The 26,434-nt window shown below is 72.7% G+C and carries 23 protein-coding genes and 1 pseudogene; 7 read left to right on the forward strand and 17 right to left on the reverse strand.

Annotated features, from left to right (window positions below):
- Positions 1-62: 62 nt before the first annotated feature.
- The 7 genes from ACOTKD_RS05880 to sph all read right to left on the reverse strand — a co-directional run bounded on the left by ACOTKD_RS05880 (position 63) and on the right by sph (position 9,680).
- Entirely contained in the window at positions 63-869 is an 807-nt protein-coding gene (locus tag ACOTKD_RS05880; protein ID WP_424887782.1) for a tyrosine-protein phosphatase, read from the reverse strand.
- Positions 870-1,081: 212 nt separating this feature from the next.
- Positions 1,082-4,228, reverse strand: a complete 3,147-nt coding sequence (locus ACOTKD_RS05885; RefSeq protein ID WP_424887783.1) for an alpha-N-acetylglucosaminidase TIM-barrel domain-containing protein — start codon at positions 4,226-4,228, stop codon at positions 1,082-1,084.
- 164 nt (positions 4,229-4,392) lie between these two features.
- On the reverse strand, positions 4,393-5,040 hold the full coding sequence (locus ACOTKD_RS05890) for a LuxR C-terminal-related transcriptional regulator (RefSeq protein ID WP_424887784.1): 648 nt from the start codon (positions 5,038-5,040) through the stop codon (positions 4,393-4,395).
- Between the two features lie 60 nt (positions 5,041-5,100).
- Entirely contained in the window at positions 5,101-6,402 is a 1,302-nt protein-coding gene (locus ACOTKD_RS05895; RefSeq protein WP_424887785.1) for a sensor histidine kinase, read from the reverse strand.
- A 205-nt stretch (positions 6,403-6,607) separates the two neighbouring features.
- On the reverse strand, positions 6,608-7,225 hold the full coding sequence (locus ACOTKD_RS05900) for a winged helix-turn-helix domain-containing protein (RefSeq protein ID WP_424887786.1): 618 nt from the start codon (positions 7,223-7,225) through the stop codon (positions 6,608-6,610).
- 387 nt (positions 7,226-7,612) lie between these two features.
- A complete protein-coding gene (locus ACOTKD_RS05905; protein WP_424887787.1) occupies positions 7,613-8,584 on the reverse strand; it encodes a DUF6891 domain-containing protein in 972 nt (323 codons plus the stop codon).
- Positions 8,585-8,702: 118 nt separating this feature from the next.
- Complete coding sequence (gene sph / locus ACOTKD_RS05910; protein ID WP_424887788.1) at positions 8,703-9,680, reverse strand: sphingomyelin phosphodiesterase; 978 nt, start codon at positions 9,678-9,680, stop codon at positions 8,703-8,705.
- Between the two features lie 157 nt (positions 9,681-9,837).
- Between sph and ACOTKD_RS05915 the strand changes: the two genes are divergently transcribed.
- Together ACOTKD_RS05915 and ACOTKD_RS05920 are read left to right on the forward strand one after the other, a co-directional pair.
- On the forward strand, positions 9,838-10,464 hold the full coding sequence (locus ACOTKD_RS05915; RefSeq protein ID WP_424887789.1) for an HAD-IA family hydrolase: 627 nt from the start codon (positions 9,838-9,840) through the stop codon (positions 10,462-10,464).
- A gap of 40 nt (positions 10,465-10,504) precedes the next feature.
- The gene (locus ACOTKD_RS05920) at positions 10,505-11,254 is read left to right on the forward strand and encodes an SDR family oxidoreductase (protein ID WP_424887790.1); all 750 of its coding nucleotides are present in this window, start codon (positions 10,505-10,507) and stop codon (positions 11,252-11,254) included.
- Between the two features lie 33 nt (positions 11,255-11,287).
- On the opposite strand, the gene ACOTKD_RS05925 is transcribed toward ACOTKD_RS05920, so the two are convergent.
- Together ACOTKD_RS05925 and ACOTKD_RS05930 are read right to left on the reverse strand one after the other, a co-directional pair.
- The gene (locus ACOTKD_RS05925) at positions 11,288-13,159 is read right to left on the reverse strand and encodes a glycoside hydrolase family 15 protein (protein ID WP_424887791.1); all 1,872 of its coding nucleotides are present in this window, start codon (positions 13,157-13,159) and stop codon (positions 11,288-11,290) included.
- Positions 13,160-13,359: 200 nt separating this feature from the next.
- A complete protein-coding gene (locus tag ACOTKD_RS05930; protein WP_424887792.1) occupies positions 13,360-13,734 on the reverse strand; it encodes an ArsC/Spx/MgsR family protein in 375 nt (124 codons plus the stop codon).
- 121 nt (positions 13,735-13,855) lie between these two features.
- On the opposite strand from ACOTKD_RS05930, the gene ACOTKD_RS05935 reads away from it, so the two are divergent.
- From ACOTKD_RS05935 to ACOTKD_RS05945, 3 genes are all read left to right on the forward strand, one after another.
- Positions 13,856-14,137 (forward strand): hypothetical protein, encoded by a 282-nt coding sequence (locus ACOTKD_RS05935; protein ID WP_424887793.1) that lies wholly within the window; start codon positions 13,856-13,858, stop codon positions 14,135-14,137.
- 111 nt (positions 14,138-14,248) lie between these two features.
- Positions 14,249-15,004: an SDR family oxidoreductase gene (locus ACOTKD_RS05940; RefSeq protein ID WP_424887794.1), complete on the forward strand. Its 756-nt coding sequence runs from the start codon at positions 14,249-14,251 to the stop codon at positions 15,002-15,004.
- A 78-nt stretch (positions 15,005-15,082) separates the two neighbouring features.
- Complete coding sequence (locus ACOTKD_RS05945) at positions 15,083-15,994, forward strand: hypothetical protein (protein WP_424887795.1); 912 nt, start codon at positions 15,083-15,085, stop codon at positions 15,992-15,994.
- 15 nt (positions 15,995-16,009) lie between these two features.
- On the opposite strand, the gene ACOTKD_RS05950 is transcribed toward ACOTKD_RS05945, so the two are convergent.
- Together ACOTKD_RS05950 and glnA are read right to left on the reverse strand one after the other, a co-directional pair.
- Complete coding sequence (locus ACOTKD_RS05950) at positions 16,010-16,387, reverse strand: hypothetical protein (protein WP_424887796.1); 378 nt, start codon at positions 16,385-16,387, stop codon at positions 16,010-16,012.
- 163 nt (positions 16,388-16,550) lie between these two features.
- Positions 16,551-17,960, reverse strand: coding sequence for a type I glutamate--ammonia ligase (glnA, locus tag ACOTKD_RS05955; protein ID WP_424887797.1), 1,410 nt, complete (start codon positions 17,958-17,960; stop codon positions 16,551-16,553).
- A gap of 257 nt (positions 17,961-18,217) precedes the next feature.
- Here glnA and ACOTKD_RS05960 point away from each other — a divergent pair, with 257 nt between their 5' ends.
- Positions 18,218-18,685, forward strand: a complete 468-nt coding sequence (locus tag ACOTKD_RS05960) for an RDD family protein (protein WP_424887798.1) — start codon at positions 18,218-18,220, stop codon at positions 18,683-18,685.
- A gap of 161 nt (positions 18,686-18,846) precedes the next feature.
- Here the strand turns inward: ACOTKD_RS05960 and ACOTKD_RS05965 are convergent, their stop codons facing one another.
- From ACOTKD_RS05965 to lipB, 4 genes and pseudogenes are all read right to left on the reverse strand, one after another.
- Positions 18,847-19,542 (reverse strand): DUF4191 domain-containing protein, encoded by a 696-nt coding sequence (locus tag ACOTKD_RS05965; RefSeq protein WP_424887799.1) that lies wholly within the window; start codon positions 19,540-19,542, stop codon positions 18,847-18,849.
- A gap of 10 nt (positions 19,543-19,552) precedes the next feature.
- A complete protein-coding gene (locus ACOTKD_RS05970) occupies positions 19,553-19,813 on the reverse strand; it encodes a hypothetical protein (RefSeq protein WP_424887800.1) in 261 nt (86 codons plus the stop codon).
- Positions 19,814-20,111: 298 nt separating this feature from the next.
- Positions 20,112-21,074, reverse strand: a pseudogene (gene lipA / locus ACOTKD_RS05975) (lipoyl synthase); the annotation flags it as partial.
- A gap of 124 nt (positions 21,075-21,198) precedes the next feature.
- Entirely contained in the window at positions 21,199-21,996 is a 798-nt protein-coding gene (gene lipB, locus ACOTKD_RS05980) for a lipoyl(octanoyl) transferase LipB (protein ID WP_424887801.1), read from the reverse strand.
- Positions 21,997-22,268: 272 nt separating this feature from the next.
- Between lipB and ACOTKD_RS05985 the strand changes: the two genes are divergently transcribed.
- Positions 22,269-23,708: a hypothetical protein gene (locus tag ACOTKD_RS05985; protein ID WP_030364611.1), complete on the forward strand. Its 1,440-nt coding sequence runs from the start codon at positions 22,269-22,271 to the stop codon at positions 23,706-23,708.
- A gap of 257 nt (positions 23,709-23,965) precedes the next feature.
- Here the strand turns inward: ACOTKD_RS05985 and ACOTKD_RS05990 are convergent, their stop codons facing one another.
- A complete protein-coding gene (locus tag ACOTKD_RS05990; RefSeq protein ID WP_424887802.1) occupies positions 23,966-25,309 on the reverse strand; it encodes an NAD(P)/FAD-dependent oxidoreductase in 1,344 nt (447 codons plus the stop codon).
- Between the two features lie 173 nt (positions 25,310-25,482).
- Positions 25,483-26,391 (reverse strand): TIGR01777 family oxidoreductase, encoded by a 909-nt coding sequence (locus ACOTKD_RS05995; RefSeq protein ID WP_424887803.1) that lies wholly within the window; start codon positions 26,389-26,391, stop codon positions 25,483-25,485.
- Positions 26,392-26,434 lie beyond the last annotated feature (43 nt).

Consider the following 26,434-nt stretch of genomic DNA (forward strand, 5'->3'; position numbering starts at 1 on the left):
TAGAACGAGTGAATGGTGAGATGGTCACCTCACCCCTCCGCGCCCCCTGCTCCGCCCGTGCGTCAGGCGGTGCAGCGCGCCCGGATGCGGTCGACGGCGTCGTCGGGGATGCCGAGGCCGTCGCGGACGTACGCCTTCACCCCGCCGTAGGTGCGCTCCATCTCCTCCAGCGCCGCCGTCAGGTACGCCGAGCGCACCCCGAGGATCGCGTCGGCGATCTCCGGGTCGCCGCCCGCCGCGGTGAACCGGTCGCTGAGCGGGGCGAAGGCGGCCCGCACCGCCGGGTTCACCGCGAGGTACTCGGCGCGGACCGCCTCCTCGTCCGCGCCCAGGAGCAGCAGGATCACGGCGGCCGCCCAGCCCGTGCGGTCCTTGCCCGCCGTGCAGTGGAACAGCAGCGGGCCGCAGTCCGGCTCGGCGAGCGCGGACAGCAGGCGGCCGTAGGCGGAACAGGCCGACTCCGAGGTGACGAAGGAGCGGTACGAGTCGCAGAGCAGCTTCTCGGCCTTGCCGCCGCCCAGGTGCTCCTCGGCGAGGGCGGGGCTGCCCAGCACGGAGTCGAGCCTGGCCGGCACGCCGTCGCCCGAGGCGGCGGCGCGGGCCGCCGCGCTGTCGGCCATCACGTCCGCGACGATCAGCCGGGCGCCGTCCGGGACCTGGTCGGGCCGCTCGTCCCGCTCGTGCTCGGTACGCAGGTCGACGACCGTGTGGATGCCGAGGGCGGCGACCGCCGGGTCGGTGGCGGGGTCGAGCCGGTCGAGCTGGCCCGAGCGCAGCAGCAGGCCGGGGCGGACGGCGGAGTCGCCGGTCAGCGCGATGCCTCCGAGGTCACGGAGGTTGATGATGGTCGAGGCGTCGAACTGCGGCATGCGGGCGTCTCCTGTGTCTGTAGCGCACAGCGTGTCTGAAATTGATCAGATATTTGCCGTTTATCTACCGTTATTGTGCCCAACAGAGTCGAAGCCCGCGCCCGCGGGGCCCCGCACCAGGAGAGGCCGGGCCTTTCGGCTGCTCGCCCGGCGAAAACCCCGCCGCGACGGCGCGCCACCACGACGGTGGAGTCCGGCGGCGCCGCACCGGCCTACCCCCGTACCGACCAGTCGGCAAACTGAGCCAGCCCCCGCGCCCCGGTACCGTCGTTCCCCGCGGTCAGGAACAGGCCCACGTCCTGGACGGGAGCCGCTCCCGGCACCCTCGCCGTGGCGACCGGGAGCCACGTCGTGCCGTCCGTGGAGTACTCCGCGGCGAACAGGCCGGGGCCCGTGCGCGTCAGCCGCAGGGAGACCGGAGCGCGGACGCCGGCCACCTGCCGGTAGGCGTCGAACGAGCCGTCGCCGTTCGCGTCGTACGACAGGACGACGCCCTGCCCGGGCGTCAGCGCGAGGTTCACCGCCCCCGCGGACCCCCGCGTGCCGAGAGCGTTCCGCGCGATGATGCCCGCGCGGGCCCAGCTGTTCGTGTCGGTCTGGCTCAGGACCCGCACGCCGACGGCCGCGCCGGCTCCCAGCGCGCCCTCCCGGTACACCGCGCCGAACTCCTCGGTCCGCTTCCACAGGTCGTCGCCGGAGCCGTCGATCCCGAAGCGGTCCTCGCCCAACTGCCCGAAGACCGCGGCGTTGTTGGTGACCGTCCGCCAGCCGGCGGACAGCGGCCCGGCCAGGAACAGCGTTCCCGCCCGTACGGCCCGCACCGGCTCCTCGCCCTGCGGCCCGTAGCGCGCGCTCACCTCGTACGGCAGCGGCTGCAGCGGCCGTTCCAGGGGCCCCGCGGGGGCGGTGACGCGCCAGCGGGCCGACGCCGTGGCGCCGGGCTGCAGTTGCGGCACCGACGTGGGGCCCTGCGCCTCGGCGGGCAGACCCGAGACGGCGAGGTCGACGCGGCCCGTGGCGCGGAAGCCGTTGACGTTCGTGAGCGAGGCGGAGAGGGCCGCCGTGCCGCCCGGCGCGACGGCCACCGGGTCGAGCACGGTCGCGAGCGCCCCCTGGTAGGGCGCGGCGGCCAGCGTGTCCCGCACGCGCACCGCCGTGCGGTACGGGTCGCCCACCGGCCGCACCGGGTGCTCGGTGCGCTCGCGCGTCCAGAACTCCTCTATCGTGAACCAGTCCACGGCCCGCGGCGCCCGCCCGGCCCGCAGCGCGTCCTCCAGCTCCTCCAGCCGGCGCCGCCAGCGCGGCAGGTAGAAGTCGCCGACGAGGCCGTGCCAGTCGCGGCTCCCGTAGTCGTGCAGCTTGCCGCCGTCGGACGTGCTCCGGTCGCCCCACACGGTGATGAGCACGCGCGCGGTGCGCTCCAGCTCGGCGGCCTCGTCCGCGTCGGAGCCCATCGACCGGGCGGCCGCGGTCCAGGGGCCGAGCATGAACGCCCTGTGCGTGCCCGCGATGTCGTCGGCGAGCCGCATCAGCTTCAGCCACAGCGCGGACAGCGCGCGGAAGGCGGCGCGGTCCTTGCGCGCGTACGCCTCCTTGAGCTGGGGGAGGAGCACCCGGCTGCGGTGGGCGACGGTCTGCCGGGCCACGTCGACCAGGTCGTAGCGGTAGGTGTCCGCGCCGCGCAGGCCCGGCGCGACGCCGAGCAGCCCGCCGAGGGCGGCGTCGAAGCGGACGGGGTCGTAGGCGGGGGCGCTCGGCGCGTACTCGGCGGCGCGGTCCGCCCCGAGGGCCGGGCGGGCGGCGAAGAGGCTGTCGTGCGGGTCGCTGCGCTCGGGGGCGTTCTGCCGGTACGCGGTGTCGCCCAGCACGGTCCACGCCTCCCGCGCCGCCTTGTCCGCACGGCCGTAGCGGAAGTCCGCGTAGGCGCCGAACCACCGGGCCCGGTCCGGCGCGCCCTCCAGCCACGCCAGCTCGGAGAAGTACGCGAAGGCGGCGGGGTCGCGGTCGGCGCCCTCGGGCATGTACGCCGTGCCCGCCAGGGCGCTGCCCGGCTTGTCGCGCCAGGCGAAGAACCTCTCCTCCCACACGTGCGTCTTGGCGCCGAGCGTGGTGCGCCCGCCGTAGTTGGGGATGCTGCCGAACGCGTACGGGGTGCCGCCCCAGTCCCTCTCCCGGTCGGGGACGCGCGAGAAGCGGTCGGAGACGCCGTCGACGATCAGCATCCGCCGGCGGTCGACGGCGCCGAGCAGCTCGGGCAGCGGGTTGTCCTCCCAGCCGAGGATCACCCACGTCGCCTCCGGGTGCGCGGTGCGCAGGGCCTGCTCGACGGCCCGGGCGGCGGCCGCGACGGGCACGTCACCCGCGGTGCCGCCCTCGTGCAGCAGGTCCATCTTGAAGTGCCGGGCAGGGCCGAGGAGACGGGCCTGGTGCCCGTAGAAGGAGGCGGCGACGCGGGCGAACGCGCCGGAGCGCGGGTCCAGCCAGTCCGGGCGCCGGAAGCCGTGCCAGGTGCCCTGCGGGACGACGCGGGCATCGGGGTTCCGCGCGGTGAAGCCTTCCGGCACGGAGCCGTAGTAGCCCGGGAGCACGGGCGCCATGCCCAGCTCGCGCAGCCGCGCGGTGATCCGGGCGCCGAGGGCGGCGCGGGAGTCGATGAGCTTCTGGCCGAGCGGGCCGCCGTAGCCGCTGAGGTTCTGCAGGAGCCACCACGGCTGGTGGGAGGGGGCGGGCAGCCAGCCGCGGGCCTCGGCGTCGCTGTAGCCGAAGTCGAGGAGGACACGCTGGTAGACCGCCTCGTGCCCGCTTATGACGAGGACCTCGTTGCAGCCGTGCAGGGCCAGGACGTCGATCATCCGTTCCCAGTAGGGCCAGTCGGCGTACGGGAAGGTGTAGCCGTCGTTGGTGTCGTTGAGGGCGAAGCGGTGCCGGAGCCTGGTGGATCGTTTCAGCGGGCGGGCCGGGGCGGGCAGGCCGCGCGGCAGGTCCACGTGGCGCGCGCCCCAGGTGATGTGCGCCCCGCACGTGTACCTGAGGTACCAGTGCACCCCCGTCAGCAGCACGGCCGGACTCGTACCGGCGACCTCGATCCGCCCCGTGCGGCCGGTCACCTCGAAGCGGTCCTCGTCCCCGGCGGCCGCGAGCGCGGTCAGCCGGAACTGCTCCGCATGGCCCCTGCCCAGCAGCCGCACGAGGGCCGCCGCGGCGGGGGCGGTGTCGAAGGACGGGCGGGCCGCGGCCCGGGCGGGCGGCGCGTGGGAGGCGAGGGCGGCTCCGGCTCCGAGCGCACCGGCGGTCCCCAGCAGCAGGCGTCTCGACGGGCCCGGCTGATCGGTCGGCTGACGGGTCGGCTGATCGGTCATGGCGCTCTCCACTGTGCTGAATGCGACAACGGACGCGTGCGCGGCGCACGTTAACCGGCGTCACCAGAGGGAGCAATGGGGCGCGCTCGGCGTTCAGCCCCGGCCCGGGGGCGAGTGGGCCGGTCGGCTCCGGCCGGGAGCCGGTCAGCCCCGGCCGAGACCGGTCAGCCACGGTCGAGATACGCCAGCACCGCGAGGACGCGGCGGTTGTCGTCGTCGGACGGCGGCAGACCGAGCTTCCCGAAGATGTTCGACGTGTGCTTCGCCACCGCCCGCTCGGTCACGCGCAGCTGCGCGGCGATCGCCGCGTTCGACCGGCCCTGGGCCATCAGCTCGATCACCTCCCGCTCGCGCGGCGTCAGCCGGCCCATCGGCCGGTCCTGCGCCCGCCGCGACAGCAGCTGCGAGATGACCTGCGGATCCATGGCCGTGCCGCCCGCCGCGACCCTGCGGACCGCGTCCACGAACTGGTCGGCGTCGAAGACCCGGTCCTTCAGCAGATAGCCGACGCCCCCGCTGCCGTCCGCGAGCAGCTCCCGCGCGTACAGCTGCTCCACGTGCTGGGACAGCACCAGCACCGGCAGGCCCGGCGTCTCCCGCCGCGCGGCGAGCGCGCACTGCAGGCCCTCGTCGGTGAACGACGGCGGCAGCCGCACGTCCACCACCGCCACGTCCGGCCGCAGCTCGGCGAGGGCCCGGGACAGTTCGGGGCCGCTCTCCACCGCCGCCGCGATCTCGAAGTCGTACGCCTCCAGCAGCCGGACCAGGCCGTCCCTCAGCAGGAACAGGTCTTCGGCGAGCACAACGCGCAACGGGCACTCCAGCGTCTGCGGTTCAGGTGGGGGGCGCCCTCATCGTCGCCGACGCGAGCGTCAGCGCAAAGCGCAGGGGATCTCCATCGTGATCATGGTGGGACCGCCCACGGGGCTGCTCACGGCCAGGACGCCGTCCAGCGTGCCGATGCGCCGCTCGATGCCGGCGAGCCCGGAGCCCGCCGGACGACCCGCCCCGGCCGTGCCGCCGGCCGGGGCGCCCGCCCCGCCGCGGCCGTCGTCCGTCACGGCGATCCGCAGCATGCCCTCCGCGTGGTGCACGTCGAGCCACACCTGCCGGGCCCCCGAGTGCTTGGCGGCATTGGTGAGCACCTCGCTCACCGCGAAGTACGCCGCCGTCTCGACCGGCTCCTCCGCCCGCCCCGCCAGCTCGACGTCCACCTCGACGGGCAGCGGCATCCGCAGCGCCAGGGCCCGCAGGGCGTCGCCCAGGCCGCGCTCGGCGAGCACCGGCGGGTGGATGCCCCGCACCAGGTCGCGCAGCTCGGTCAGGGCCTCGGCGGAATCGGCGCGGGCCGCGGCGACGAGCTTCTTGGCGCGGGCCGGGTCCTTCTCGATCAGCGCCTCGATCGTGCCCAGGCTCATGCCCATGGCGACCAGGCGGGCCTGCGCCCCGTCGTGCAGGTCGCGCTCGATGCGGCGCAGCTCGGCCGCGGAGTCGTCCACCGCGTCGTGCCGGGACTCGGTGAGCCGGTCCACGCGCCGGGCCAGCTCCAGCTCGCGGGCCGTGGCCGGGCCGGGCGCGAGCAGCTGCCTGGCCAGCAGGAAGTCCGTGCGCAGCAGGGGCCGGGCGGCGAACGTGCCCACGACGCCCCAGACCAGGCCGAGCGCGGCCGCCAGGTTCGCGGAGGACTGGTCGGTGATGTGGACGAAGGTGTACCAGAGGCCTCCGCCGGCCCGGTCGATCGGTTCCCAGACGCCGAGGGCCAGCACGATCCCCCACGGCAGGTAGAGGACGAGGGCGGGGGCGAGCAGCGACAGCACCGTGCCGGCCGTCGCGTCCACCAGCAGCCACAGCAGGTCGCGCCAGGTCGCGGGGTCCTTCAGCAGGGCGGTGCAGCGCTCCACCTGCCCCGCGAGGCCGGGCCGGCGGGCGGGAAGCGGACGGTACGGCTCGGGGATCTCCACGCTCGCCCACCGCTTCGCCTGGCGGCGGCGCAGGGAGGCGTGGGCCCGGACGGCCCCCACGGCCGGGGGAGTGGTGAACAGGCCGATCCCCAGCAGCGTGAACGCGATCGAGAGCACGGTCAGTACGAACAGCAGGATCGACGTCGCCATGCCGAAGATCGCCAGCCACAGGCCGCGCGCCGCCGTCAGCAGTGCGCCGCTGATCTTCCTCATCCGGTGTTCCCCCTGGTGCCGAGCTCCCGGGCCCGCCCCTCGGGCCCGGGAACCAGTCTGGACGATCACGTCATGATCGTCACGGGGGGTGCCGCCCCGGCCATGGTGTACCTAGCCCCACCCTCCGACCTCGGCGTTCACGGCGATTTCGGGGATTCCGGGGATCACGGCGATCTCGGGGATCCCCGGGGGTCTCGGGCAGGGATCAGTAGCCGGCCGGCGGCGCGTACTTGTAGCCGACCCGGCGGACGGTCACGATCGACGCGCGGTGCTCGGCGCCCATCTTGCGGCGCAGCCGGGCCACGTGGACGTCCACGGTCCGGCCGTCGCCCACGTGACCGTAGCCCCACACGGTCGTCACCAACTGGTCGCGCGTGTGCACCCGGTGGGGGTGCGCGACCAGGTGGGCCAGCAGCTCGAACTCCAGGTACGTGAGGTCGAGCCGGCGCCCGGCCACGCTGGCCGTGCGCTGCTCGGGGTCGATGCTCACCAGCGCGTCCCCGTGGGTGGCGGCGGGCGTGGCCTCGGGGGCCTGCTGCTCCGCCGGGACGAGCACCAGATAGCCGATCATCGGCGGCTGGCCGGGCAGCGACGGCACGGTGTGCTGGGGCGCCGGCATCCAGGTGGCCGCGCCGGAGTGCAGCAGCTCGGCGACCGGCGGCACCTCGTCCGGCGAGACGGCCCGGAGCCGGTGGCGGTGCGCGGTATGCGAGGGGTGGGCGGCGTGCGGGGGACGCGCCGTGGCGTGCGGGGCGGCGGACGCGGCCGTGGCGGTGGCCGTGGCGGACGGGGCGGGCACGGTGAGGGTACGGAGGTTCGTCATGGAGAGCTCAGCTCTTTCGCGCGAGAGACCGTCGAGGGGTCGTGCATGTGCGCGGGGCCGTTGGCCGGGACCGGGGACCGGCGGCTGACTTCGACGTGGGGGTCAGCGGGAGGAGAGGGCCTGCGCGGAAGTCGCGCGGCAACACACTCGGTCGAAGTCGTCGTGCTGACGGGAAGGCCAGAAGGGCTCGAGGTCGAAGCGACCCGTCGCGGTGTTCTGGAAGCTGGCCATGCCCCTATTGAAGCATGACCTGCGACGGGACAGCAGACTCCGGGTGCAGACGGATACGCATCCTTGGCGTGACGCCCGCCACCCGTGAGGGGCCCGGAAAATGCGGAGCAATCGACTCCGGAAAACGGGGGCGGTCGGACCGCCCCCGCGCGGCGATCACGCCGCAGGCAGCCGCCTGCGCCACTCCAGCGGCTCGACCCGTATCGCCCGGTCCGGATCACCGTCCCACTTCACGGACAGACCGGCCGTGGTGAGCGCGGCAACGACCTCCCGCCCCACGGCGGCGGCAGCCTCCTTCTCCTTCTCCTCGCCGCCGTCCTCGCCGTCCTCCATGTCCTTCCCGTGAGCGCCGTAGGTCAGCAGGAGGCCACCTCCGTCGGCGGCGTGCCGGGTGTCGTCGTGGTAGAAGAACACGAAGCCGTGGTCGCCCTCGGCGGCCTCGCCGCCGATCTCCGCGAAGGCGCAGTTGCCGCAGCAGGCGAAGTGCATCCGGGCCGTGACACCGCTGCCGTTCAGCGCCGCGAACGCCGCCGCGACCCGGTCCGCGTCGGTCACCTCGGGCCAGCCCTCCTGCTCGGCCAGCCGCTCGCGCCACAGGCGGCGCACGATCCGGCGGGCAGCCGGCACCGAGAGCGGGGTGCCGCCGTCGGCGTGGAAGTGGTCGGAGACGGCCCCGGCGATCTCCCCGGCCGTGCCGAACCCGCACCGGATCATCCGGCCGGCCTCCGCCTCCGCCTCCGCGAGCAGCTCCGGATCCAGGACGGGATCGGGCTCCTCCTCCGGATCCTCCGCCGGAAACCGGACCCGCTCCCACGCGTACCCGTCCGCCCACCCCTCCTCGCCGCGCGCCCACGCCACGAACACGGCCGTCACCTCGCCGGCACTCTCCATCCGCACCCCGAAGTGCTGCTCGGCCGTGCCCTCGCGGTACTCCACCTCGTACGGCCCGTCGCCCTCGTGCCAGGTCTGGATGTAGTGGTCGCCCCCGCCTTCGGCGCCCTCCGCCCGCTCGACGACCGCGAACCGGTCCCCCTCCCCGCCCAGCCGGGCGATGATCCCCGCCAGCTCCTCGCCGCTGACGTGCGAACGGACCTCACCGGACTCGGTGTTGACGGTGATGGGCGGCATCGACGGCACCATGGATCCCCCTCGCTGAAGGGCCGTCCCCCGTTCGGCGACCCGCGTAGGAAGAATCCTGGCACCCCCCACTGACAACGGGACGCGCCGCCCGTCCGCGCCGGCCCGTTCAGGAATTCCCCGCGACGACCGGGTAGTGGTCGCTGAGGTTGGTGTAGGTGTAGTCCTTGCCCCAGCTGGAGACCGTCCACGGTGCGGACGTCTCCTTGACGACCGTGTTCTTCCAGGACGCCGGGCGGGCGTGACCGTTGCGGTGCAGGACGTAGTCGAGGTCCTCGCGGCCGTCCGCCGGATAGCGGTAGGCCGCGATCGAGTTCTCCTTCGTGTCGAAGGAGTACGGGTGGCCGGTGCGCTCCGTCGCCGGTGCGAGACCGGCGTTTTCGAGCATGGCCGCGTATTCGCTGCCGTGCGCGTCCACATTCAGGTCGCCGGCGACCATGACCTGCTCGTTCGCGGGAATGTTCTTCGCGTCCAGGAAGGCGCCGATCTGACGGAACTGCTTCGCGCGGTCGGCCGCCGCCTCGCCCGCCGCGCAGCCGCTGTCGGTCGACTGCGCGTGCGTGCCGACCACGTGCACCTTCGCGCCGTTCACGTTCAGCACCACGTAGGCGAAACCCTTGTTGGACCACCAGTCCGCGCCGCACGCGTCCTTGAATATGACCTGTTCCTTGCGGACGATCGGCCACTTGCTGAGCACCGTCACCCCGCCGTCCTCCGGAGTGGTGGAGGAGTAGTTCCCGCTCGTGGCGTCCCAGCCGTCCTTGCTGCGGCCGACGACCGGCGTCTGGTACGGGTACGAGCCGGCCGCGTTCGCTTTCAGCGCGTCGGAGGCGCCGTTGTCGAACGCCTCCTGCAGGACGACGACGTCGTTTCCCCGGAAGAATCCGGCGGCGGGTATTTCCCGGGCGCGGTGGTCCTGCCCCCAGTTGGGATACAGGTTCTTGCTCATCAGGAACGTGTTGTACGTCAGCACCTTCAATTCCGGAACGTCGGCGGTCGTGGCGGCCCGGGCGGCCGTCTGCGGTACCGCGGCGGCGAACGCGACGGCGGCGAGCGTGATCGTGAGCGCGGGCTTGAGGTTCGGCATAGCAACATCACATCAGCCCCTGTTACTTCCCGACATCCTTACGGTGATCAATTCCCCTACGCGGGAAGACGACTTCGTGTCGCGACCGCGCATGAGTCGTTGAGTGCGTTGGAAGAGTGGAAGAGGTGCGGTGACCGACCCACCGTGAGGAGTTCTCATGCCCCCGCCCCTGCACCAGGGTCTCGTGCTCGATTTCGGCGGCGTCCTGACCACCCCGATCGCCGACTGCACCCGGGCCTTCTGCCTGCGCGAGGGCCTCGCCCCCGACGCGTTCCTCCAGGTCATCTCCACGGACCCGGAAGGGCGCGAGATCTACGCGCAGCTGGAGCTCGGCCGGATCGGCCAGCCGGAGTGGAACGAACGCACCGCCGCGCTGCTCGGCGTCGCCCCCGAGAACCTGATCGGACGGGTCCTCGCCGACCTCCGCCCCGAGCCCCTGATGCTCGCGGCGGGCCAGGCGGCCCGCCGCGCGGGCGTGAAGGTGGGCATCCTGTCCAACAGCCTCGGCTCCGGTCCCTACGACCCCTACCGGGGCTACGGCTTCGGCACCCTGTACGACGCCGTGGTGCTGTCGGGCGACCACGGCGTCCGCAAGCCGGAGCCCGGGATCTACCCGCTCATTCTGAAGAAGCTGAACCTGCCCGCCGAGGCCTGCGTCTTCGTGGACGACTCGGCCCGCAACCTGCCGCCCGCCCAGGACCTCGGCATGACCACCGTCCTGGACGCCGGACCCGCGGAGACGGTGAAGAAGCTGGAAGAGCTGTTCGGCCTCCCGCTGAGGTGAACGGTTCTCCGGAAACGGTTCTCCGGAAGGGAACGCTCCTGTGCGCATCGACGGCTCCACCGTGCTCGTGACCGGCGCCAACCGCGGCATCGGCCGGGCGCTCGTCTCCGCCTTCCTGGCGCGCGGCGCCCGGCGCGTGCACGCTGCCGCGCGGAATCCGGCGACCCTGGAACCGGTCGTGGCCGAAGCCCCGGACCGAGTGGTTCCGCTGGAGTTGGACCTCACCGCGCCCGCGACCGTCGAAGCCGCGGCGAAAGCGGCCCCCGACGTCAACCTGCTCGTCAACAACGCCGGCACGCACGCGGTCGGCCACCTCCTCGACATGGACCTCGGCGCCGTCGAGGACGTCATGCGCACCAACTACCTGGGCACCCTGCGCGTCCTCCGGGCCTTCGTGCCCGTCCTGGAGCGCAACGGCGGCGGTGCCGTCGCCAACGTCATCAGCGTCGGCGCCTTCGCGGGCACGCCGTCGCTCGGCGGATATCCGGCCTCGAAGGCCGCGCTGCACCTGATGACCCAAGCCGTACGGGCGGACCTCCGCCCGCGCGGCATCACCGTCCACGCCGTCTTCCCGGGGCCCGTCGACACCGACATGCTCGACTACGTGGCCCGCAACGAGCCCGCGTTCGGGGATTTCCCCCGGGCGTCCGTGGCCGAAGTGGCCGCCGCCACGCTCGACGGCCTGGAGGCGGGCGAGGAGGACATCTTCCCGGACGCGTTCGCCGCTCAGGTCGGACGGGAGTGGAGGGCCGACCCCAAGGCCCTGCAGGAGCGCCTGACGGGCATCTGACAGGCGTACGGCGGAGACGGCGGCTCTCAGGGCTCAGGGCCGCTCGCCGTGGCAGCCGACGCGCCAGTGCCGCGCCGTCGGCCCGTGGTGCGTGGCCAGGGCGCGGTCCAGGTTCGTGGCGGCGCTGATCAGCGCGAGGTGGGTGAACGCCTGCGGGAAGTTGCCGAGCGCCTCGCCCGCGGGCCCGATCTCCTCGGCGTAGAGGCCGAGGTGGTTCGCATGCGTGATCATCTTCTCGAAGACGTAGCGGGCCTCGCCGATCCGCCCGGAGCGGGCGAGCGCCTCGACGTACCAGAACGAGCACAGGTTGAACGTTCCCTCGCCGCCGTCCAGCCCGTCGCTGCCGTCGGTCCGGTAGCGGTGCACCAGACTGTCGCTGACCAGCTCCTCCTCGATCCGCCGCACCGTGGACAGGAACCGCGGGTCCTTGGGCCCGGAGAACTTCACCAGCGGCATCACCAGCAGCGAGGCGTCCAGCGTCGGGCCGTCCGGGTACTGGCAGTACGCGCCGAGCTCCGGCGACCAGCAGCGGTCCTGCACGAACCGGTACGCGGCCGCGGCCGTGTCCCGCCACTGCTCGACGGGGGCCGGCATGCCGCGGTGGCGCGCGATGCGCATGGCCCGCTCGAAGGCGACCCAGGTCATCAGCGCGGAGTACGTGAAGCGCTGCCGGCCGCCGCGGGTCTCCCAGATCCCGTCGTCGGGCTCCTCCCAGTTCTTCTGCAGCCAGTCGAGCTGGCGGGCGAGCGCCTCCCACAGCTCGTAGGAGATCGGCTCGGCGTGTTTGTTGTACAGGTAGACGGAGTCCATGAGCTCGCCGTGGATGTCGAGCTGGGTCTGGCCGGCGGCGGCGTTGCCGATCCGGACCGGGCGCGCGCCGTTGTAGCCGCAGAGGTGCTCCAGGACCGTCTCGGGCAGGTCGGGGCGGCCGTCGATGCCGTACAGCACCTGCAGCCCGGCGCCGGGCGGGGCCTGCGCGCAGCGCTGGTGGAGCCAGTCGATGAACGCGGCGGCCTCCTCCGTGAAGCCCAGCCGCATCAGCGCGTAGAGCGTGAAGGCGGCGTCGCGGACCCACGTGTAGCGGTAGTCCCAGTTGCGGCCGCCGCCCGGGGCCTCGGGCAGGGAGGTGGTCGCCGCGGCGACCAGGGCGCCGGTGGGCTGGTAGACCAGCAGCTTCAGGGCCAGCGCCGAGCGTTCCACCGTCTCGCGGTAGCGGCCGCGGTACTGCGACTGCCGCAGCCAGCCGTCCCAGTACTGCAGCGTCTTGTCCAGCAGGCGGGTGGCCTCCGCGCAGTCGAGCGGGCGCACCACGCCCTCCCGCACGGCCCCCGCCCCGTCCCACTGCACGGCGAGCTCCAGGGACTGGCCGGGCTCCAGCGTCACCGTCGCGCACGCGGCGCCGCCGTCGCCGGGCGTCAGCGGCACGGACGAGCGCAGTACGAGGAAGCCCGCCGGGCCCGCGAAGACGGCGCCCGCGCCCTGCACCGGGGTGACCGTGTGCGGGGCGCGGCCGTAGTCGAAGGCGGGCCGGCAGCACACGTCGATCACGGCGCGGCCGCGCAGCACGCGCACCTCCCGCACGATCTGGCGGATGCCCGAGGCCGGGCAGGACGGGTGGTCGGGCACCATGAAGTCGTACAGCTCGGCCACCGACTCCTGGCCGAGGAACCGGGTGAGCAGGACGTTCGAGTCGGGCATGTACATCTGCTTGGTGCGCTCCGCGTCGCGCACCGTGACGGAGAACGACCCGCCGCGGTCGGCGTCGAGCAGGGACCCGAAGACGGAGGGCGCGTCGAAGCGGGGCAGGCAGCACCAGTCGATCGTGCCGTCCACCCCGACGAGCGCCACGGTGTGCAGGTCGCCGATGATCCCGTGGTCCTCGATGGGCAGGTAGCCGGGTTTCATGGCCCCTCCTCTGCGGAGCGGCATGCCACACCACCCGTTATACCGCCGGGGGAGGCCGGATGCCTTCCGCGGCCGGATGCCTTGCCCTCCGGATGCCTGCGGTGTCCGGACGCCTTGCCCTGTCCGGGATGCCTGCCGCCGGCCCTCTCACCGGCTCTGTCGACAGGGCCCTCCCACCGGCTCTGTCGTGAGCCCTCTTCTCACCCGCCGGGCTGCGACCGCGCCAGGGCCTCCCGTACGGCCTCCTCCGTACGCGCCACCACTGCCGTGCCGTCGTCAGCGGTGATGATCGGCCGCTGGATGAGCTTGGGGTGCTCCGCCAGGGCCTTGATCCACTGCTCGCGGGAGCCCGCGTCGCGCGGCCAGTCCTTCACGCCGAGCTCCTTCGCCGCCGCCTCCTGGGTGCGCGTGATGTCCCACGGCTCCAGGCCGAGCCGGCCGAGCAGCGCGCGGAGCTCGTCCTCGCCGGGGACGTCCTCCAGATAGCGGCGCACGGTGTACCCGGCTCCTTCGGCGTCGAGCAGGCCGAGGGCGCTGCGGCACTTCGAACAGGCGGGATTGATCCAGATCTCCATGCCGCACACCGTACCGCGTACCCCTGTCAAATCCCGTCTGAGCTGGGGCGATTGTCAGTGGGGGGCGGTAAAATCGAAGGCATACGAGAGAGGTTGTGAACCCCCCTCAGGAGGAACGCCGATGGCCGTAGCCGCACCCACTCTTCCCGATCTCCCGAGCCTTGCCACGCTGCCGAAGAAGCCCATGCCCGCGGGCCGCCCGCGCGGCTGGTACGAGTCCCACAACCGCCAGCTGAAGGCGATGCGCCTCGCGATCGCCCTCCTGCACTCCGGGGTGTACCGCCCGGAGCAGGCGAGCAACCGCCGGATACGGGCCACGGCGGTCCGCATCGGCGTCCACTCGCCCTCCGACACGACGTGCCGGGCGGTGCGCTCCCTCATCCACGACGCCGCCAACTACTGACAGGAGTGAGTGACGGAGGGCCCCTCCCGGTGCCCGCATGCGAACCGCCGCACTTGCACATAACGTGACAAGAGGGGCGGACCGCCGTGTCGTCACTGGGAGAGGCCAGCCATGCCTGCTCGTACGCTCAAGGACAAGGTCGTCGTCATCGGCGGCGCGTCGAAGAACCTCGGCGGCCTCATCGCCCGCGAGATCGCCGCGGACGGCGCCAAGGTCGTCGTCCACTACAACAGCGACTCCTCGCGCGACAAGGCCGAGCAGACCGTGGCCGACGTGAAGAAGGCCGGCGGCGACGCCTTCGCCCACCAGGGCGACCTGACGAAGGTCGCCGAGGTCGGGAGGCTCTTCGACGCGGCGGTGCAGGCGTTCGGCAGGGTCGACCACATGGTGAACACCGCCGGCATGGTCATCAAGAAGCCGATGACCGAGACCTCGGAGGAGGAGTTCGACAAGATGTTCGCCGTCAACAGCAAGGCGGCGTACTTCATGATGCGCGAGGCCGCCAAGCGCATCGAGCGCGACGGATCCATCGTCACCATCGTGACCTCCCTGCTCGCCGCCTACACCGGCCTCTACTCCGTCTACGCCGGCAGCAAGGCCCCCGTCGAGCACTTCACCCGCGCGCTCTCCAAGGAGCTCTTCGGGCGGAACATCTCGGTGAACAACATCGCCCCCGGGCCGATGGACACCTCGTTCTTCTACCCGGCCGAGACGGACGACTCCGTCGCGTACCACAAGTCCTCGTCCATGAACGGCGACCTCACCAAGATCGAGGACATCGTCCCGTACGTGAAGTTCCTGCTGACGGACGGCTGGTGGCTCAACGGCCAGACGCTCTTCATCAACGGCGGCTACACCACGCGCTGACGGCGGCCGCACCACGCGCTGAAACGGCCGGGCGGGCGCCGCGGGCCACCCGCGGACCGCCGCGTAGGCTTGCACCCCATGTGGCAAGGACAGCAGCCGCCGGGGGGTGGCGGAAACCCGCAGGGCGGGCAACCGAATCCGTATCAGCAGCCGGGCCCGTACGGGCCTTCTCAGCCGCCCCAGGGCAGGCCGCCGCAGGGCGGGGGAAACAGGACGAAGCTCATCGCCATCGCCGCGGCGACGGCCGTCGTCATCGCCGCGGGTGTCACCGGCTTCCTCGTCCTGGGCGGCGGCAAGGACGCCGAGGCGAAGGACCCGAAGCCCGCCCCCGCCCGGCACAGCACGGAACCCACCGCCTCGGCGAGCGCCGACAACCCCCGCGCGGACCACGACCCCAAGCCGGTCGTCCCCGGCTGGAAGGTCGTCACCAACCCCGCGAAGGGCGTCGCCTTCGACGTGCCCCCCGAGTGGGACCGCAAGGAGACCGACTGGGTCACCTACGTCTCCGAAAAGGGCGACCCCGAAGACAAGCCGCTCGTCGCCTTCATGGCGCCGGCGCTGCTCAACCCGACGTGGTGCAGCTCCGGCAGCGGCGACAAGAAGGAGAACACGGCCCTCGCCGCGGCGGGCTCCCGCGGTGAGCGCGACGGCCGGGAACCGGGAGACGCCGCCCGCGCCAACGCCGAGGCGTGGCTCTACGGCTTCTACACCCAGCCCGACAAGAAGAAGATCAAGTCCGGCCCGGCGGAGCTGTACACCACCAAGTCCGGTCTGTCCGGCACGCTGGTCACGGCCTCCTCCTCGGGCGCCCCGAAGAAGGGCAAGTGCGACTCCGACGGCAAGGCCACCGCCTTCGTCTTCAAGAACCCCAAGGGCAACGAGTACACGTCCTGGACGATCTTCGGCGCGAAGGGCGTGCCGGACGAACTCCCGGACGGCACCCTCCGCAAGATCCTCAGCACGGTCCGCCTGGTGGAGCAGCCCAAGTAGGACGCCCTGCGGCCGTCAGGCGATCCGCCACGTGATGTCCAGGCGGAAGGCCGGGTCGTCCGGGTCGAAGACCACCCCCGTGCCGTTGGAGCCCCGTCCCGGGAGCTTGCCCGGGGCTCCGACGAACTTCTCCAGGCCGAGCACGACGCGCGCGGCGGACGCCGGGCCGTCGAAGGCCTCGACGAGTTCCTGCCCCGCCCTGCCGTCCCAGTTGAACTCTCCGCCCTGGGAGGGAACGAAGACGCGGGCGCCGCGCCACGTTCCCCGGAGCCGGGTGGACCCGGTGGGGACGGAGTCGATGGTCATGTTGATGAACTGGGACCTATCGGGGTCGTTCCTGACGGCGAGCTTCACATCGACGTTGTACGCGGGGACGGCTCCTGCGTCGCTCATCCCGGGCCCCTTTCCTCGGCCGAAAGTCGATTGAGGACATCATGGGGCGGGACGGGCACGGACGGCGTTAGGCCGAACGGGTGAGACGAAAAGGCCGCCAGCCGTGCCCTTTCCCGAAAGGGAAGGGCACGGCCGGCGGAATTCGCTCTGACCCCTGGGGTTCTTAGATGTCGAAGTACATCTCGAACTCGTGCGGGTGCGGGCGCAGCTGGATCGGGGCGATCTCGTTGGTGCGCTTGTAGTCGATCCAGGTCTCGATCAGGTCGGAGGTGAAGACGCCGCCGGCCTGGAGGTACTCGTTGTCCTGCTCCAGGGCGTCGAGGACGGCCGGGAGGGAGGTCGGGACCTGGGGGACGTTCGCGTGCTCGTCGGGGGCGAGCTCGTAGAGGTCCTTGTCGATCGGCTCGGCGGGCTCGATCTTGTTCTTGACGCCGTCGAGGCCGGCCAGGAGGAGGGCCGAGAAGGCGAGGTAGGGGTTCGAGGACGGGTCCGGGGCGCGGAACTCGACGCGCTTGGCCTTCGGGTTGGAGCCCGTGATCGGGATGCGCATCGCGGCGGAGCGGTTGCGCTGGGAGTAGACCAGGTTGACCGGGGCCTCGAAGCCGGGGACCAGGCGGTGGTAGGAGTTCACCGTCGGGTTGGTGAAGGCCAGCAGCGACGGGGCGTGCTTGAGGATGCCGCCGATGTAGTAGCGGGCGGTGTCCGAGAGGCCGGCGTAGCCCTGCTCGTCGTAGAAGAGGGGCTCGCCGCCGGTCCACAGGGACTGGTGGACGTGCATGCCCGAGCCGTTGTCGCCGAAGATCGGCTTCGGCATGAAGGTCGCGGTCTTGCCGTTGCGCCAGGCGACGTTCTTCACGATGTACTTGAAGAGCATCAGGTCGTCGGCGGCGGCGAGCAGCGTGTTGAACTTGTAGTTGATCTCGGCCTGGCCGGCGGTGCCGACCTCGTGGTGCTGGCGCTCGACCTGCAGGCCGGCCTTGTCCAGCTCCAGGGAGATCTCGGCGCGCAGGTCGGCGAAGTGGTCGACCGGCGGGGCCGGGAAGTAGCCGCCCTTGTAACGGACCTTGTAACCGCGGTTGTCCTCGACCGCACCGGTGTTCCAGGCGCCGGCTTCGGAGTCGATGTGGTAGAAGGACTCGTTCGCGGCGGTGTTGAAGCGCACGCTGTCGAAGACGTAGAACTCCGCCTCCGGGCCGAAGTACGCGGTGTCCGCGATGCCGGTGGAGGCGAGGTAGGCCTCGGCCTTCTTGGCGATGTTGCGCGGGTCGCGGCTGTACTGCTCGCCCGTGATCGGGTCGTGGATAAAGAAGTTGATGTTGAGCGTCTTGTCCCGGCGGAACGGGTCCATCCGGGCCGTGGACAGGTCCGCGCGCAGAGCCATGTCGGACTCGTGGATGGCCTGGAAGCCGCGGATGGAGGAGCCGTCGAAGGCCAGCTCGTCGTCCGGGTCGAAGGCCGCGGCCGGGATCGTGAAGTGCTGCATCACGCCAGGCAGGTCGCAGAATCGGACGTCGACGAACTTGACGTCCTCATCCGAGATGAACTTCTTGGCCTCGTCGGCGTTCTGGAACATCCAACTCCTCCTAGCCCGGCCGCACGCGGTCGGGGATTGCTTCGGTGGCGCGGTCCGTATCGCACTGGCGCGCTGCGGCCGACCCTAGAGAGACGGGATTTCCCGGGCATGACCCATTTGTTTCGCCGAGGTTAACCGGGGTGCGCCCCGGATGTGCCGTGAAACACGCGCGCGGAACGGACTCGGAGACGCCGCGGAGCGCGCGCGGGCGACCCCCGGGCCCGGGGGTACGAATGCGGGCGCAGTACCGTGGACGGGTGGACAACAGGCAAGCAATCGGCTCATGGCTCTCCGGCCCGCGCGCGGCCGCCGAGGAGATGGGCGTCGACTTCGGGCACCGGGGCGAGCGCCTCGGGCTCCCGGCGGACGGGCCCGGCTCCATCGCCCCGCTCGGACGGCGCTTCGGCGCCCTCTTCATCGACTGGGCGCTGTGCATGCTCATCGCCTACGCCTTCCTCGCGGACGGCAAGCCCCAGCAGGCGGGCAACTGGGCCCTGCTGATCTTCTTCGTACTCAGTGTCGTCACTGTCGGTACGGTCGGCTGCACCCCCGGGAAGCGCCTCCTCGGGCTGCGGGTCATCGCCGAGGGCGGGGGACGGCTCACCCTGCCCCGCGTCCTCTTCCGCAGCGTACTCCTCGCCGTCGTCATCCCGGCCGTCATCTGGGACCGTGACACCCGCGGGCTCCACGACCGCCTCGCCCGCGCCGTCCAGGTGCGGATCTGACACACGGGCCCTGACGCCACGGACACCCGGCGGCACAGAAGCACCTGGCAGCACAGAAGCACCTGGCAGCATAGAAGCGCCGCACGGACGCCGCACAGACGAGGGCGGGGCCGGAATCTTTCGATTCCGGCCCCGCCCTCGTCTGTGCTCGTTCCGCTTCCTCAGCGGCCCTTCGGCATCCGCGCGCCCTTGGGCAGCGGACCCTTCGGGATCGGCATGTTCTTCATCGGGTCGCCCAGCGCCCGCAGCCGGTCGGTCGTCGCCGTGACCTTGTCGCCCGGGACCACCTGCGGCAGCTTCGCCAGCGTCATGCGCATCTTCTTCAGCGGCAGCTGACCCTCGGCGTTGCCGATGATGTAGTCGTGCACGGGGACGTCCGTCACGACGCGCGCCATCTTGCGCTTCTCGGCCGCCAGCAGGCCCTTGACCCGGCCGGGGTTGCCCTCGCCGATGAGCACGATGCCGGCCTTGCTGACCGCGCGGTGGACCATGTCCCCCTCACGGCTGAACGCCACGGGGGACGTCGTCGTCCACTTCCGGCCCATCTGCTGCTCCAGGATGGCCGCGGCCGCGCCCACCTGGCCCTCGATCTTGCCCTGGTAGGCGCGCTGGGCGCGCTGCCCGAAGACGATCGCCATCGCGAGGAACGCCAGCAGGACGCCGAGAATGCCCAGGTAGACGGGGTGGCCGATCGCGAAGCCCACGGCGAGCAGGACACCGAGGGTCACGATGCCCACGCCGGCGACGACCAGACCGACCTTCGGGTCAGCCTCTCGCGTCATCTTGTAGGACAGGACGATCTGCTGCAGTCGCCCCTGCTTCTCAGCCTGCTTCTCAGGTGTTGCCTTCCTCGCCATAAGGCGAAGTTTACGTCGCCTGCGGACCGGGGGCCGCCACGGCCTCCAGCACGTGCTGTGCCTCGCGCCGGTCCTTGGCCCGGCGGCGGTCCTCCAGCACCGCGGTCCAGGCGTTACGCCGTGCGGTGCGCTGGCCGCGGCGCATCAGCAGTCCCTCCAGGGCCCGCAGGGCGCCGGTGACGGACGGGGGCCGTACGGAGAGGGTGGCGGGCAGGGTGGAAGCGGCGCGGGTGGCTGTCGCCGGGGCTGCGTGGGCGGGCGCGGCCTGCATGTCGTTGTCCCCTCGGGAGCGGAAGTGAACAGTGGGCAGCGGGGGGCTGGAGGTGTGTACCGGCGGGGAAGGGCCGTATGGACGAGGAATGCGGCGTGCGGATGAGGAATGTACGGAGTTGTGTGCGTACGGGGAACTGCTGTGCGTGCCCCCATCGTCACGGAACGGTGTTACCAATGGATGACCTCTTGGTCAAACACCTATGAAACGTTGACGCGGCCCGTACCGTCCCCCCCCGTCCGGCAGGGGCGGCACGGGCCGCGTCCACAAGCATCCGCAGAGTCGAAGCCGCAGGTCCGACCGCCTGGGTCGACGGGGCGGCGGCGCGCCGCTCCATCGCCTGCTGGTACAGGCGCCCGGCGCGGTACGACGAACGGACCAGGGGGCCGGACATGACACCGGCGTAGCCGATCTCCTCCGCCTCCTCCTTCAGCTCGACGAACTCGTGCGGCTTCACCCAGCGCTCCACCGGGTGGTGCCGCGGCGACGGCCGCAGGTACTGGGTGATGGTGATGAGCTCGCAGCCCGCCTCGTGCAGGTCGCGCAGGGCCTCGCTGACCTCGGCGCGCTCCTCGCCCATGCCCAGGATCAGGTTGGACTTGGTCACCAGACCGGCCTCGCGGGCCTTGGTGATGACCTCCAGCGAGCGCTCGTAGCGGAAGCCGGGGCGGATGCGGCGGAAGATCCGGGGGACGGTCTCGACGTTGTGCGCGAAGACCTCGGGGCGCGAGGCGAAGACCTCGTCCAGCAGCTCGGGGACCGCGTTGAAGTCCGGCGCGAGCAGCTCGACCTTGGTGCGGCCGCCCTCGCGCTCCGCGGTCTGCCGGTGGATCTGGCGCACGGTCTCCGCGTACAGCCAGGCGCCGCCGTCGGCCAGGTCGTCGCGGGCGACGCCGGTGATCGTGGCGTAGTTCAGGTCCATCGTGACGACCGACTCGCCGACGCGGCGCGGCTCGTCCCGGTCCAGGGCCTGGGGCTTGCCGGTGTCGATCTGGCAGAAGTCACAGCGCCGGGTGCACTGGTCGCCGCCGATGAGGAACGTGGCCTCGCGGTCCTCCCAGCACTCGTAGATGTTGGGGCAGCCCGCCTCCTGGCACACGGTGTGCAGGCCCTCGCGCTTCACCAGGCCCTGCAGCGAGGTGTACTCGGGGCCCATCTTCGCCCGCGTCTTGATCCACTCGGGCTTGCGCTCGATGGGGGTCTGGGCGTTCCGGACCTCCAAGCGCAGCATCTTGCGTCCGTCGGGTGCGACTGCCGACACGTCCGGCTCCCTATGACTTCGATTCCTCGGCGGACACCAGGGTACGCCCGTTATTTCCTGCGCTGGTCATTCCTGTGCCCTGGGCAACTCATGGAGCCCCGGACGCATTCCCCCACCGGCCGGCTCAGCTCGCCCCGGCCGCCACCGCGCGCGGCCGCGGCTCCGCCGACTCCAGGACCTCCCGCAGGTGCTTCTCCACCAGCGGCAGGGCCTCGGCGATGGTCACCTGCCGGCCCAGCTCGTTCGAGAGGGAGGTCACGCCCGCGTCCCGGATGCCGCACGGCACGATCCGGTCGAACCAGGTGTTGTCAGGATCACAGTTCAGCGCGAAGCCGTGCATCGTCACGCCCTTGGCGATCCTGATGCCGATCGCCGCCAGCTTGCGGTCCTCGCGGCGCTGGCCGGCGTTGGACGGGGCGTACTCCGGGCCGTTCAGCCGGGGGTCGAACTCCTCGTCCGTCAGCCGCGGGTCGAAGTCCAGCGACAGGCCGCCGATCGCGGGGCGCTGCTCGACGGGATCGCCCAGCACCCACACGCCGCTGCGGCCCTCCACGCGCGTGGTCTCCAGGCCCAGCTCGGCGCAGGCGCGGATGAGCGCCTCCTCCAGCCGGCGCACGTGCGCGATCACGTCCACCGGGCGCGGCAGCTTGAGGATCGGATAGCCGACCAGCTGACCCGGGCCGTGCCAGGTGATCTTTCCGCCGCGGTCGACGTCAACCACAGGGGTACCGTCCAGGGGGCGCTCGCTGTCCTCCGTGCGCCGTCCCGCGGTGTAGACCGCCGGGTGCTCCAGCAGCAGGCAGGTGTCCGGGACCTCGTCCGCGAACCGGGCGGCGTGCACCCGCCGCTGCTCCTGCCACGCCTCCTGATACTCGACGGCGTCCGCCCCGAAGCCCAGGTGGACGAAGCGCAGCTCACTCACGGCGGCTCCTCAGCTCCTCTTCAGCCCTTTTCGACGTGCTCCTTTGCCACTGTACGGCCGCCCGCCGACATCGCTGCAGGCGGGCGGCGCACGGCGGGCGGAGGGCGTGCTGCCGGCGGTCCCGGAGGCGAGGGCAGCTCGGCCCGCCGTCCGGGTCTATTTGATCTGTCCTCACACGATCGGATGAATGCGGGGCGAAGGGAGCGATCAGGGCGTTGGGGACCGCTAAGTTCGCGCCGTTCCAGAACGAGATCAGGGAGACCGGCAGGCTGATGACGGAACGACCCCCGCAGCGCATCCCCAACCGTCAGCTCGCCGCGTTGATCGCGGAGGCGGGCTTCTCCAACGCAGGGCTGGCTCGGCGAGTCGATCAGTTAGGGCTTGAGCACGGCCTCGACCTGCGTTACGACAAGACGTCCGTCACCCGCTGGCTGCGCGGCCAGCAGCCCCGCGGAACCACCCCGGCGCTGATCGCCGAGGTCTTCACCCGGCGGCTCGGGCGGCGGCTGTCCGCGCAGGACCTGGGGCTGGACGCCTGCGCCCCGGTGTACGCGGGGCTCGAATTCGCCGCGTCCCCGGAAGAGGCCATTGACATCGTCAGCGGCCTCTGGCGCAAGGACTCCGGCAGCCACACCGAGCTCCGGAAGATCGCCTTCACCCCGGCCGGGCTGGTGGTGCCCAGCCGGGACTGGCTGATCGGCCGGGCCGACGAGCGGGTCGCCCGCGGGGCCCCCGCCTCCGAGGGCGGCCGGGTCCCGGCCCAGGGGCGCGCGCACCAGCCCCGCCAGCGGCACGTCGAGCGCGGGCCCGGCGGCCGGGTCTCGATGGGCGACATCGCGGCCCTGCGCTCGGTCGGCGAGCTCTTCCGCACGCTCGACCACGCGTACGGCGGCGGGCACGCCCGCCAGGCCCTCGTGCGGTACCTGGAGCACGAGGCCGAGCCGATGCTGCGCGGCACGTACGGGGAGGCGACCGGGCGCCGGCTCTTCGCCGCCGTCGCCGATCTCACCCGGCTCGCCGGCTGGACGTCGTACGACATCGCGGCGCACGGGCTGGCGCAGCGCTACTTCGTCCAGGCGCTGCGGCTCGCCCAGGCCGCGGGGGACCGCTCCTACGGCAGCTACGTGCTCGTCACCATGAGCCGCCAGGCGGTCTACCTCGGCCACGGCCGGGAAGCCGTCCAGCTGGCCAGGGTCGCCCAGCAGGGCATCGGGTCCAGCGCCCCGTCCGTGGTGCAGTCGCTGCTGCACGCGGTGGAGGCCCGCGGGCACGGGGTGCTCGGCGAGGTACGGGCCTGCTCGGCGTCGCTGGCGCGCGCGGAGCGGGCGCTGGAGTCCGCCCGCCCGGGCGACGACGTGCCGTACTGGGCCCGCTTCTTCGACGAGGCCCAGCTGGCCGACGAGTTCGGGCACTGCCACCGTGACCTGCAGCAGTACCGTGCCGCGGCGCAGCACGCCGAGCGCTCCCTGCAGCTCCGCAGCCAGGCGTACGCCCGCAGCCGGCTCTTCTGCCGCGTGGTGCTGGCCACGGCGCGGCTCGGCCTCGGGGAGCTGGAGCAGGCGTGCCAGCTGGGGGCGGAGGCGGCCCAGGCGGCGGCCGAGATGCGGTCGGTGCGGGCGCTGGAGTACATCCGGGACTTCGAGCGGCGGCTCGAACCGTACCGGGATGCGGCGGCGGTCCGCGCGTACCGGGAGAAGGTGGCGGTCCTTTAGGGCCCGCCGGTTCGCCTGCGGCGGGCCCTGCGGTGCGGGCCGGCCGGGCTGGTTCGGCACCGCCGGTCACCTCCGGTGGGGGCTGGTCGCCGCTGCGGCGGGTCCAAGAGGCCGTGGCCTCTTGGGCTCCGGTGGCCCGGGGGCGCCCAGCCGCCGGGCAGGCTCCTTGCCGCAGGCAAGAACATCCCGCCGCGACGGCGACCAGCCCCCACCGGGGACACCGGCGGTGCCGTACGAGCGGGCCCCCGCCGGAGGCCCTACGCCGCCTGGAGTTCCTCCGAGTCCTGCGGGGCCCGGATGCCCAGGTCGCGGAGGACCGCCAGGGCCGCCCTGCGGCCCGAGAACAGGGCGCCCTGGACCGTGCTCGTGTCGCGGTGGTCGCCGCAGACGTAGAGGCCCGACAGCAGCCGCACCGGGCGGCGGACGTCGTGCGGGGCCGGCATGGCCGGGACGGCCTCGGGGTCGTGGTGGGCGGCGAGGAGCTGCCAGTCGCCGGTGGGGGCGCCGTAGACCCGGGCGAGCTGCGCCCGCGCGGCGCGGTCCAGCTCGGCGGTGGGCAGCGAGGCCGCCGCGCCGAGCACCGTCGAGGTGATCAGGGGCCGTCCCGCGGGCGCCCGCGACGGGTCCACCTCGCTGGCCACCATGGTGTGCGCGACGGGCCCGCGCCGCCCCGCGGCGATGATGAGCGAGGCCTCGCGCAAGGGCGGCTCGGGGGCGGTGTGGTGCAGCACCGTCACCGGATGGAAGCCGGGCATCCGCAGGCCCGGGATGAGTTCGGCCGCGGCGCGCGCCCCGGTGGCCACGACGACCGAGCGGCAGCGCAGCTCACCGTGCCCGGCGGTGGACACGGAGGTCGTGCAGGCGGCCTTGGCGTGGACACCGGCCCGCACCGTGCCGGGCGGCAGCAGCGCGGCCAGCAGCGCCGGCACGGTGTCCGCCCCGCCGGCCGGCAGGCAGAGCCGGCCACGCGCGTAGCCCCGCAGCACGAGGTCGGCGCAGCGGCTCGACGTGGTGAGGTCCGGATCGCACAGCAGGGACGTCAGGAGGGGCCGCAGGAACCCCTCGACGGTGCGGGCCGGCAGGCCGCGCCCGGAGAGCGTCTCGGCGGTGGGCCGGTCGGGGCGGGCGAGGACGCGGTGGGCGGGCAGCGCCGCGAGGCGGCCCAGCGCGGTGCCCACGCGGGCCTGGTCGAGGCCGCCGGCCCGGGACGCCCGCGCCGACCGGGAGGCGCGGGCGGCGGTGGCGAAGGCCCGTGCCGTGGGGAACGCGCGCTTCGTGGAACGCGGTTCGCCCGTGCGCTGGTTGCGCCCGTCGGCGTGGACGAGCACTCCCGGGGTGAACGGCCGCAGCACGAGGGCGTCCAGGCCGGGCGTGCGGAGCAGCTCCGGGAAGGAGGTGTTGAGCAGCTGGGCCGTCCGGTCCAGCAGGAAGCCGTCGGCGCGGTCGGTGGTCATCCGTCCGCCCACGCGGGGGGCGGCCTCCAGGACGATGACCGACACTCCCGCGGCCGTGAGCCGGTGGGCCGCCGAGAGCCCGGCGAGGCCGGCTCCCACGATGACGACGTCGGCGTCGATAGCGGTGTCGCGTGCGCTGCTGAGCACGTGCCCTCCCGGGTTCGGTCCGCTCGCTCGGTGCCCTGATGCCCTCAACGGGCAGAGGCGATGCGCGATTTGACATGACCGTAGAGAGAAATTCGGTCAATAACAGTCGCGCACGGACAGGGCACGGTCGCACGGTGGGTAGCACGGCCGGCGGCCCCGTGCGCGGTCCGTGGTCACCGTGTGTCCGCCAGCGCCGCCCGTACGGCGCTCTCGACGTCCGGGCACGCGAAGGAGAACCCGGAGTCCAGCAGCCGCCGGGGCACGACCCGCTGGCTGCCCAGCACGTCGGAGGCCATCTCGCCGAGGGCCGCCCGGAGCACGGGGGCGGGCACGGGCAGCAGCGCGGGCCGGTGCAGCACGCGCCCCATCACCTCGGTCACCTGACGGTTGGTGACCGGATGGGGCGCGGTCAGATTGACGGGTCCGGACAGCGACGTGTCCTCCAGCAGGTGCCGGAGCGCGGCGACGTGGTCCTGCAGGGCGATGAAGCTCCAGTACTGACGGCCGCTGCCCATGCGCCCCCCGAGCCCGGCCCGGAAGAGCGGGAAGAGCTTCCCCCACGCCCCGCCCCGCCGGGAGACGACGAGCCCGGTGCGCGCGTAGACGGTCCGTACGCCCGCCTCGGCGGCGGCCACGGTGGCCTCCTCCCACTGCTGGCAGACGTCGGCGAGGAAGCCGTGCCCGGGCGGGGTGCTCTCGTCGGCGAGCCGGTCGCCGGTGTCGCCGTAGATGCCGATCGCGCTGCCGCTGACCAGCACGCGCGGCGGGGTGTCGAGGGAGGCGACGGCCTCGGCGATCGCGGCGGTGCCGAGGACGCGGCTGTCCCGGATCTCCTGCTTGTAGGCGGCCGTCCAGCGGTGGTCTCCCACGCCCGCGCCCGCCAGGTGCACCACGCCCGTGCAGCCGGCGAGCCCGGCGGCGTCGACGGTCTGGCGCACGGGGTCCCAGGAGACCTCTCCCCGCGCCCGCGCCGGGCGCCGCACGAGGCGCACCACCTCGTGGCCGTCCGCCTGCAGGGAGCGCACGAGCGCCGTGCCGATGAGCCCGGAGGAACCGGTGATCGCGATCCGCATACGCCCCATCCTGCCCGCGGCCCCGGAAAAAATGACACAAGGGAGGCGGGGC

The organism is Streptomyces sp. XH2 (assembly GCF_049725035.1).
Taxonomy (GTDB): Bacteria; Actinomycetota; Actinomycetes; order Streptomycetales; family Streptomycetaceae; genus Streptomyces; species Streptomyces roseoverticillatus.

Excerpts from the sequence above, each read along its gene's own strand:
- ACOTKD_RS05915 (WP_424887789.1), top strand. The coding sequence starts at position 9,838 with ATGCCCCCGCCCCTGCACCAGGGTCTCGTGCTCGATTTCGGCGGCGTC.
- ACOTKD_RS05930 (WP_424887792.1), bottom strand. The coding sequence starts at position 13,734 with ATGGAGATCTGGATCAATCCCGCCTGTTCGAAGTGCCGCAGCGCCCTC.
- glnA (WP_424887797.1), bottom strand. The coding sequence starts at position 17,960 with ATGTTCCAGAACGCCGACGAGGCCAAGAAGTTCATCTCGGATGAGGAC.
- ACOTKD_RS05925 (WP_424887791.1), bottom strand. The coding sequence starts at position 13,159 with ATGAAACCCGGCTACCTGCCCATCGAGGACCACGGGATCATCGGCGAC.
- ACOTKD_RS05880 (WP_424887782.1), bottom strand. The coding sequence starts at position 869 with ATGCCGCAGTTCGACGCCTCGACCATCATCAACCTCCGTGACCTCGGA.
- ACOTKD_RS05970 (WP_424887800.1), bottom strand. The coding sequence starts at position 19,813 with ATGCAGGCCGCGCCCGCCCACGCAGCCCCGGCGACAGCCACCCGCGCC.
- ACOTKD_RS05885 (WP_424887783.1), bottom strand. The coding sequence starts at position 4,228 with ATGACCGATCAGCCGACCCGTCAGCCGACCGATCAGCCGGGCCCGTCG.
- ACOTKD_RS05985 (WP_030364611.1), top strand. The coding sequence starts at position 22,269 with ATGACGGAACGACCCCCGCAGCGCATCCCCAACCGTCAGCTCGCCGCG.
- ACOTKD_RS05900 (WP_424887786.1), bottom strand. The coding sequence starts at position 7,225 with ATGACGAACCTCCGTACCCTCACCGTGCCCGCCCCGTCCGCCACGGCC.
- ACOTKD_RS05945 (WP_424887795.1), top strand. The coding sequence starts at position 15,083 with ATGTGGCAAGGACAGCAGCCGCCGGGGGGTGGCGGAAACCCGCAGGGC.
- ACOTKD_RS05950 (WP_424887796.1), bottom strand. The coding sequence starts at position 16,387 with ATGAGCGACGCAGGAGCCGTCCCCGCGTACAACGTCGATGTGAAGCTC.
- ACOTKD_RS05905 (WP_424887787.1), bottom strand. The coding sequence starts at position 8,584 with ATGCCGCCCATCACCGTCAACACCGAGTCCGGTGAGGTCCGTTCGCAC.
- ACOTKD_RS05895 (WP_424887785.1), bottom strand. The coding sequence starts at position 6,402 with ATGAGGAAGATCAGCGGCGCACTGCTGACGGCGGCGCGCGGCCTGTGG.
- ACOTKD_RS05995 (WP_424887803.1), bottom strand. The coding sequence starts at position 26,391 with ATGGGGCGTATGCGGATCGCGATCACCGGTTCCTCCGGGCTCATCGGC.
- ACOTKD_RS05965 (WP_424887799.1), bottom strand. The coding sequence starts at position 19,542 with ATGGCGAGGAAGGCAACACCTGAGAAGCAGGCTGAGAAGCAGGGGCGA.
- sph (WP_424887788.1), bottom strand. The coding sequence starts at position 9,680 with ATGCCGAACCTCAAGCCCGCGCTCACGATCACGCTCGCCGCCGTCGCG.
- ACOTKD_RS05940 (WP_424887794.1), top strand. The coding sequence starts at position 14,249 with ATGCCTGCTCGTACGCTCAAGGACAAGGTCGTCGTCATCGGCGGCGCG.
- ACOTKD_RS05935 (WP_424887793.1), top strand. The coding sequence starts at position 13,856 with ATGGCCGTAGCCGCACCCACTCTTCCCGATCTCCCGAGCCTTGCCACG.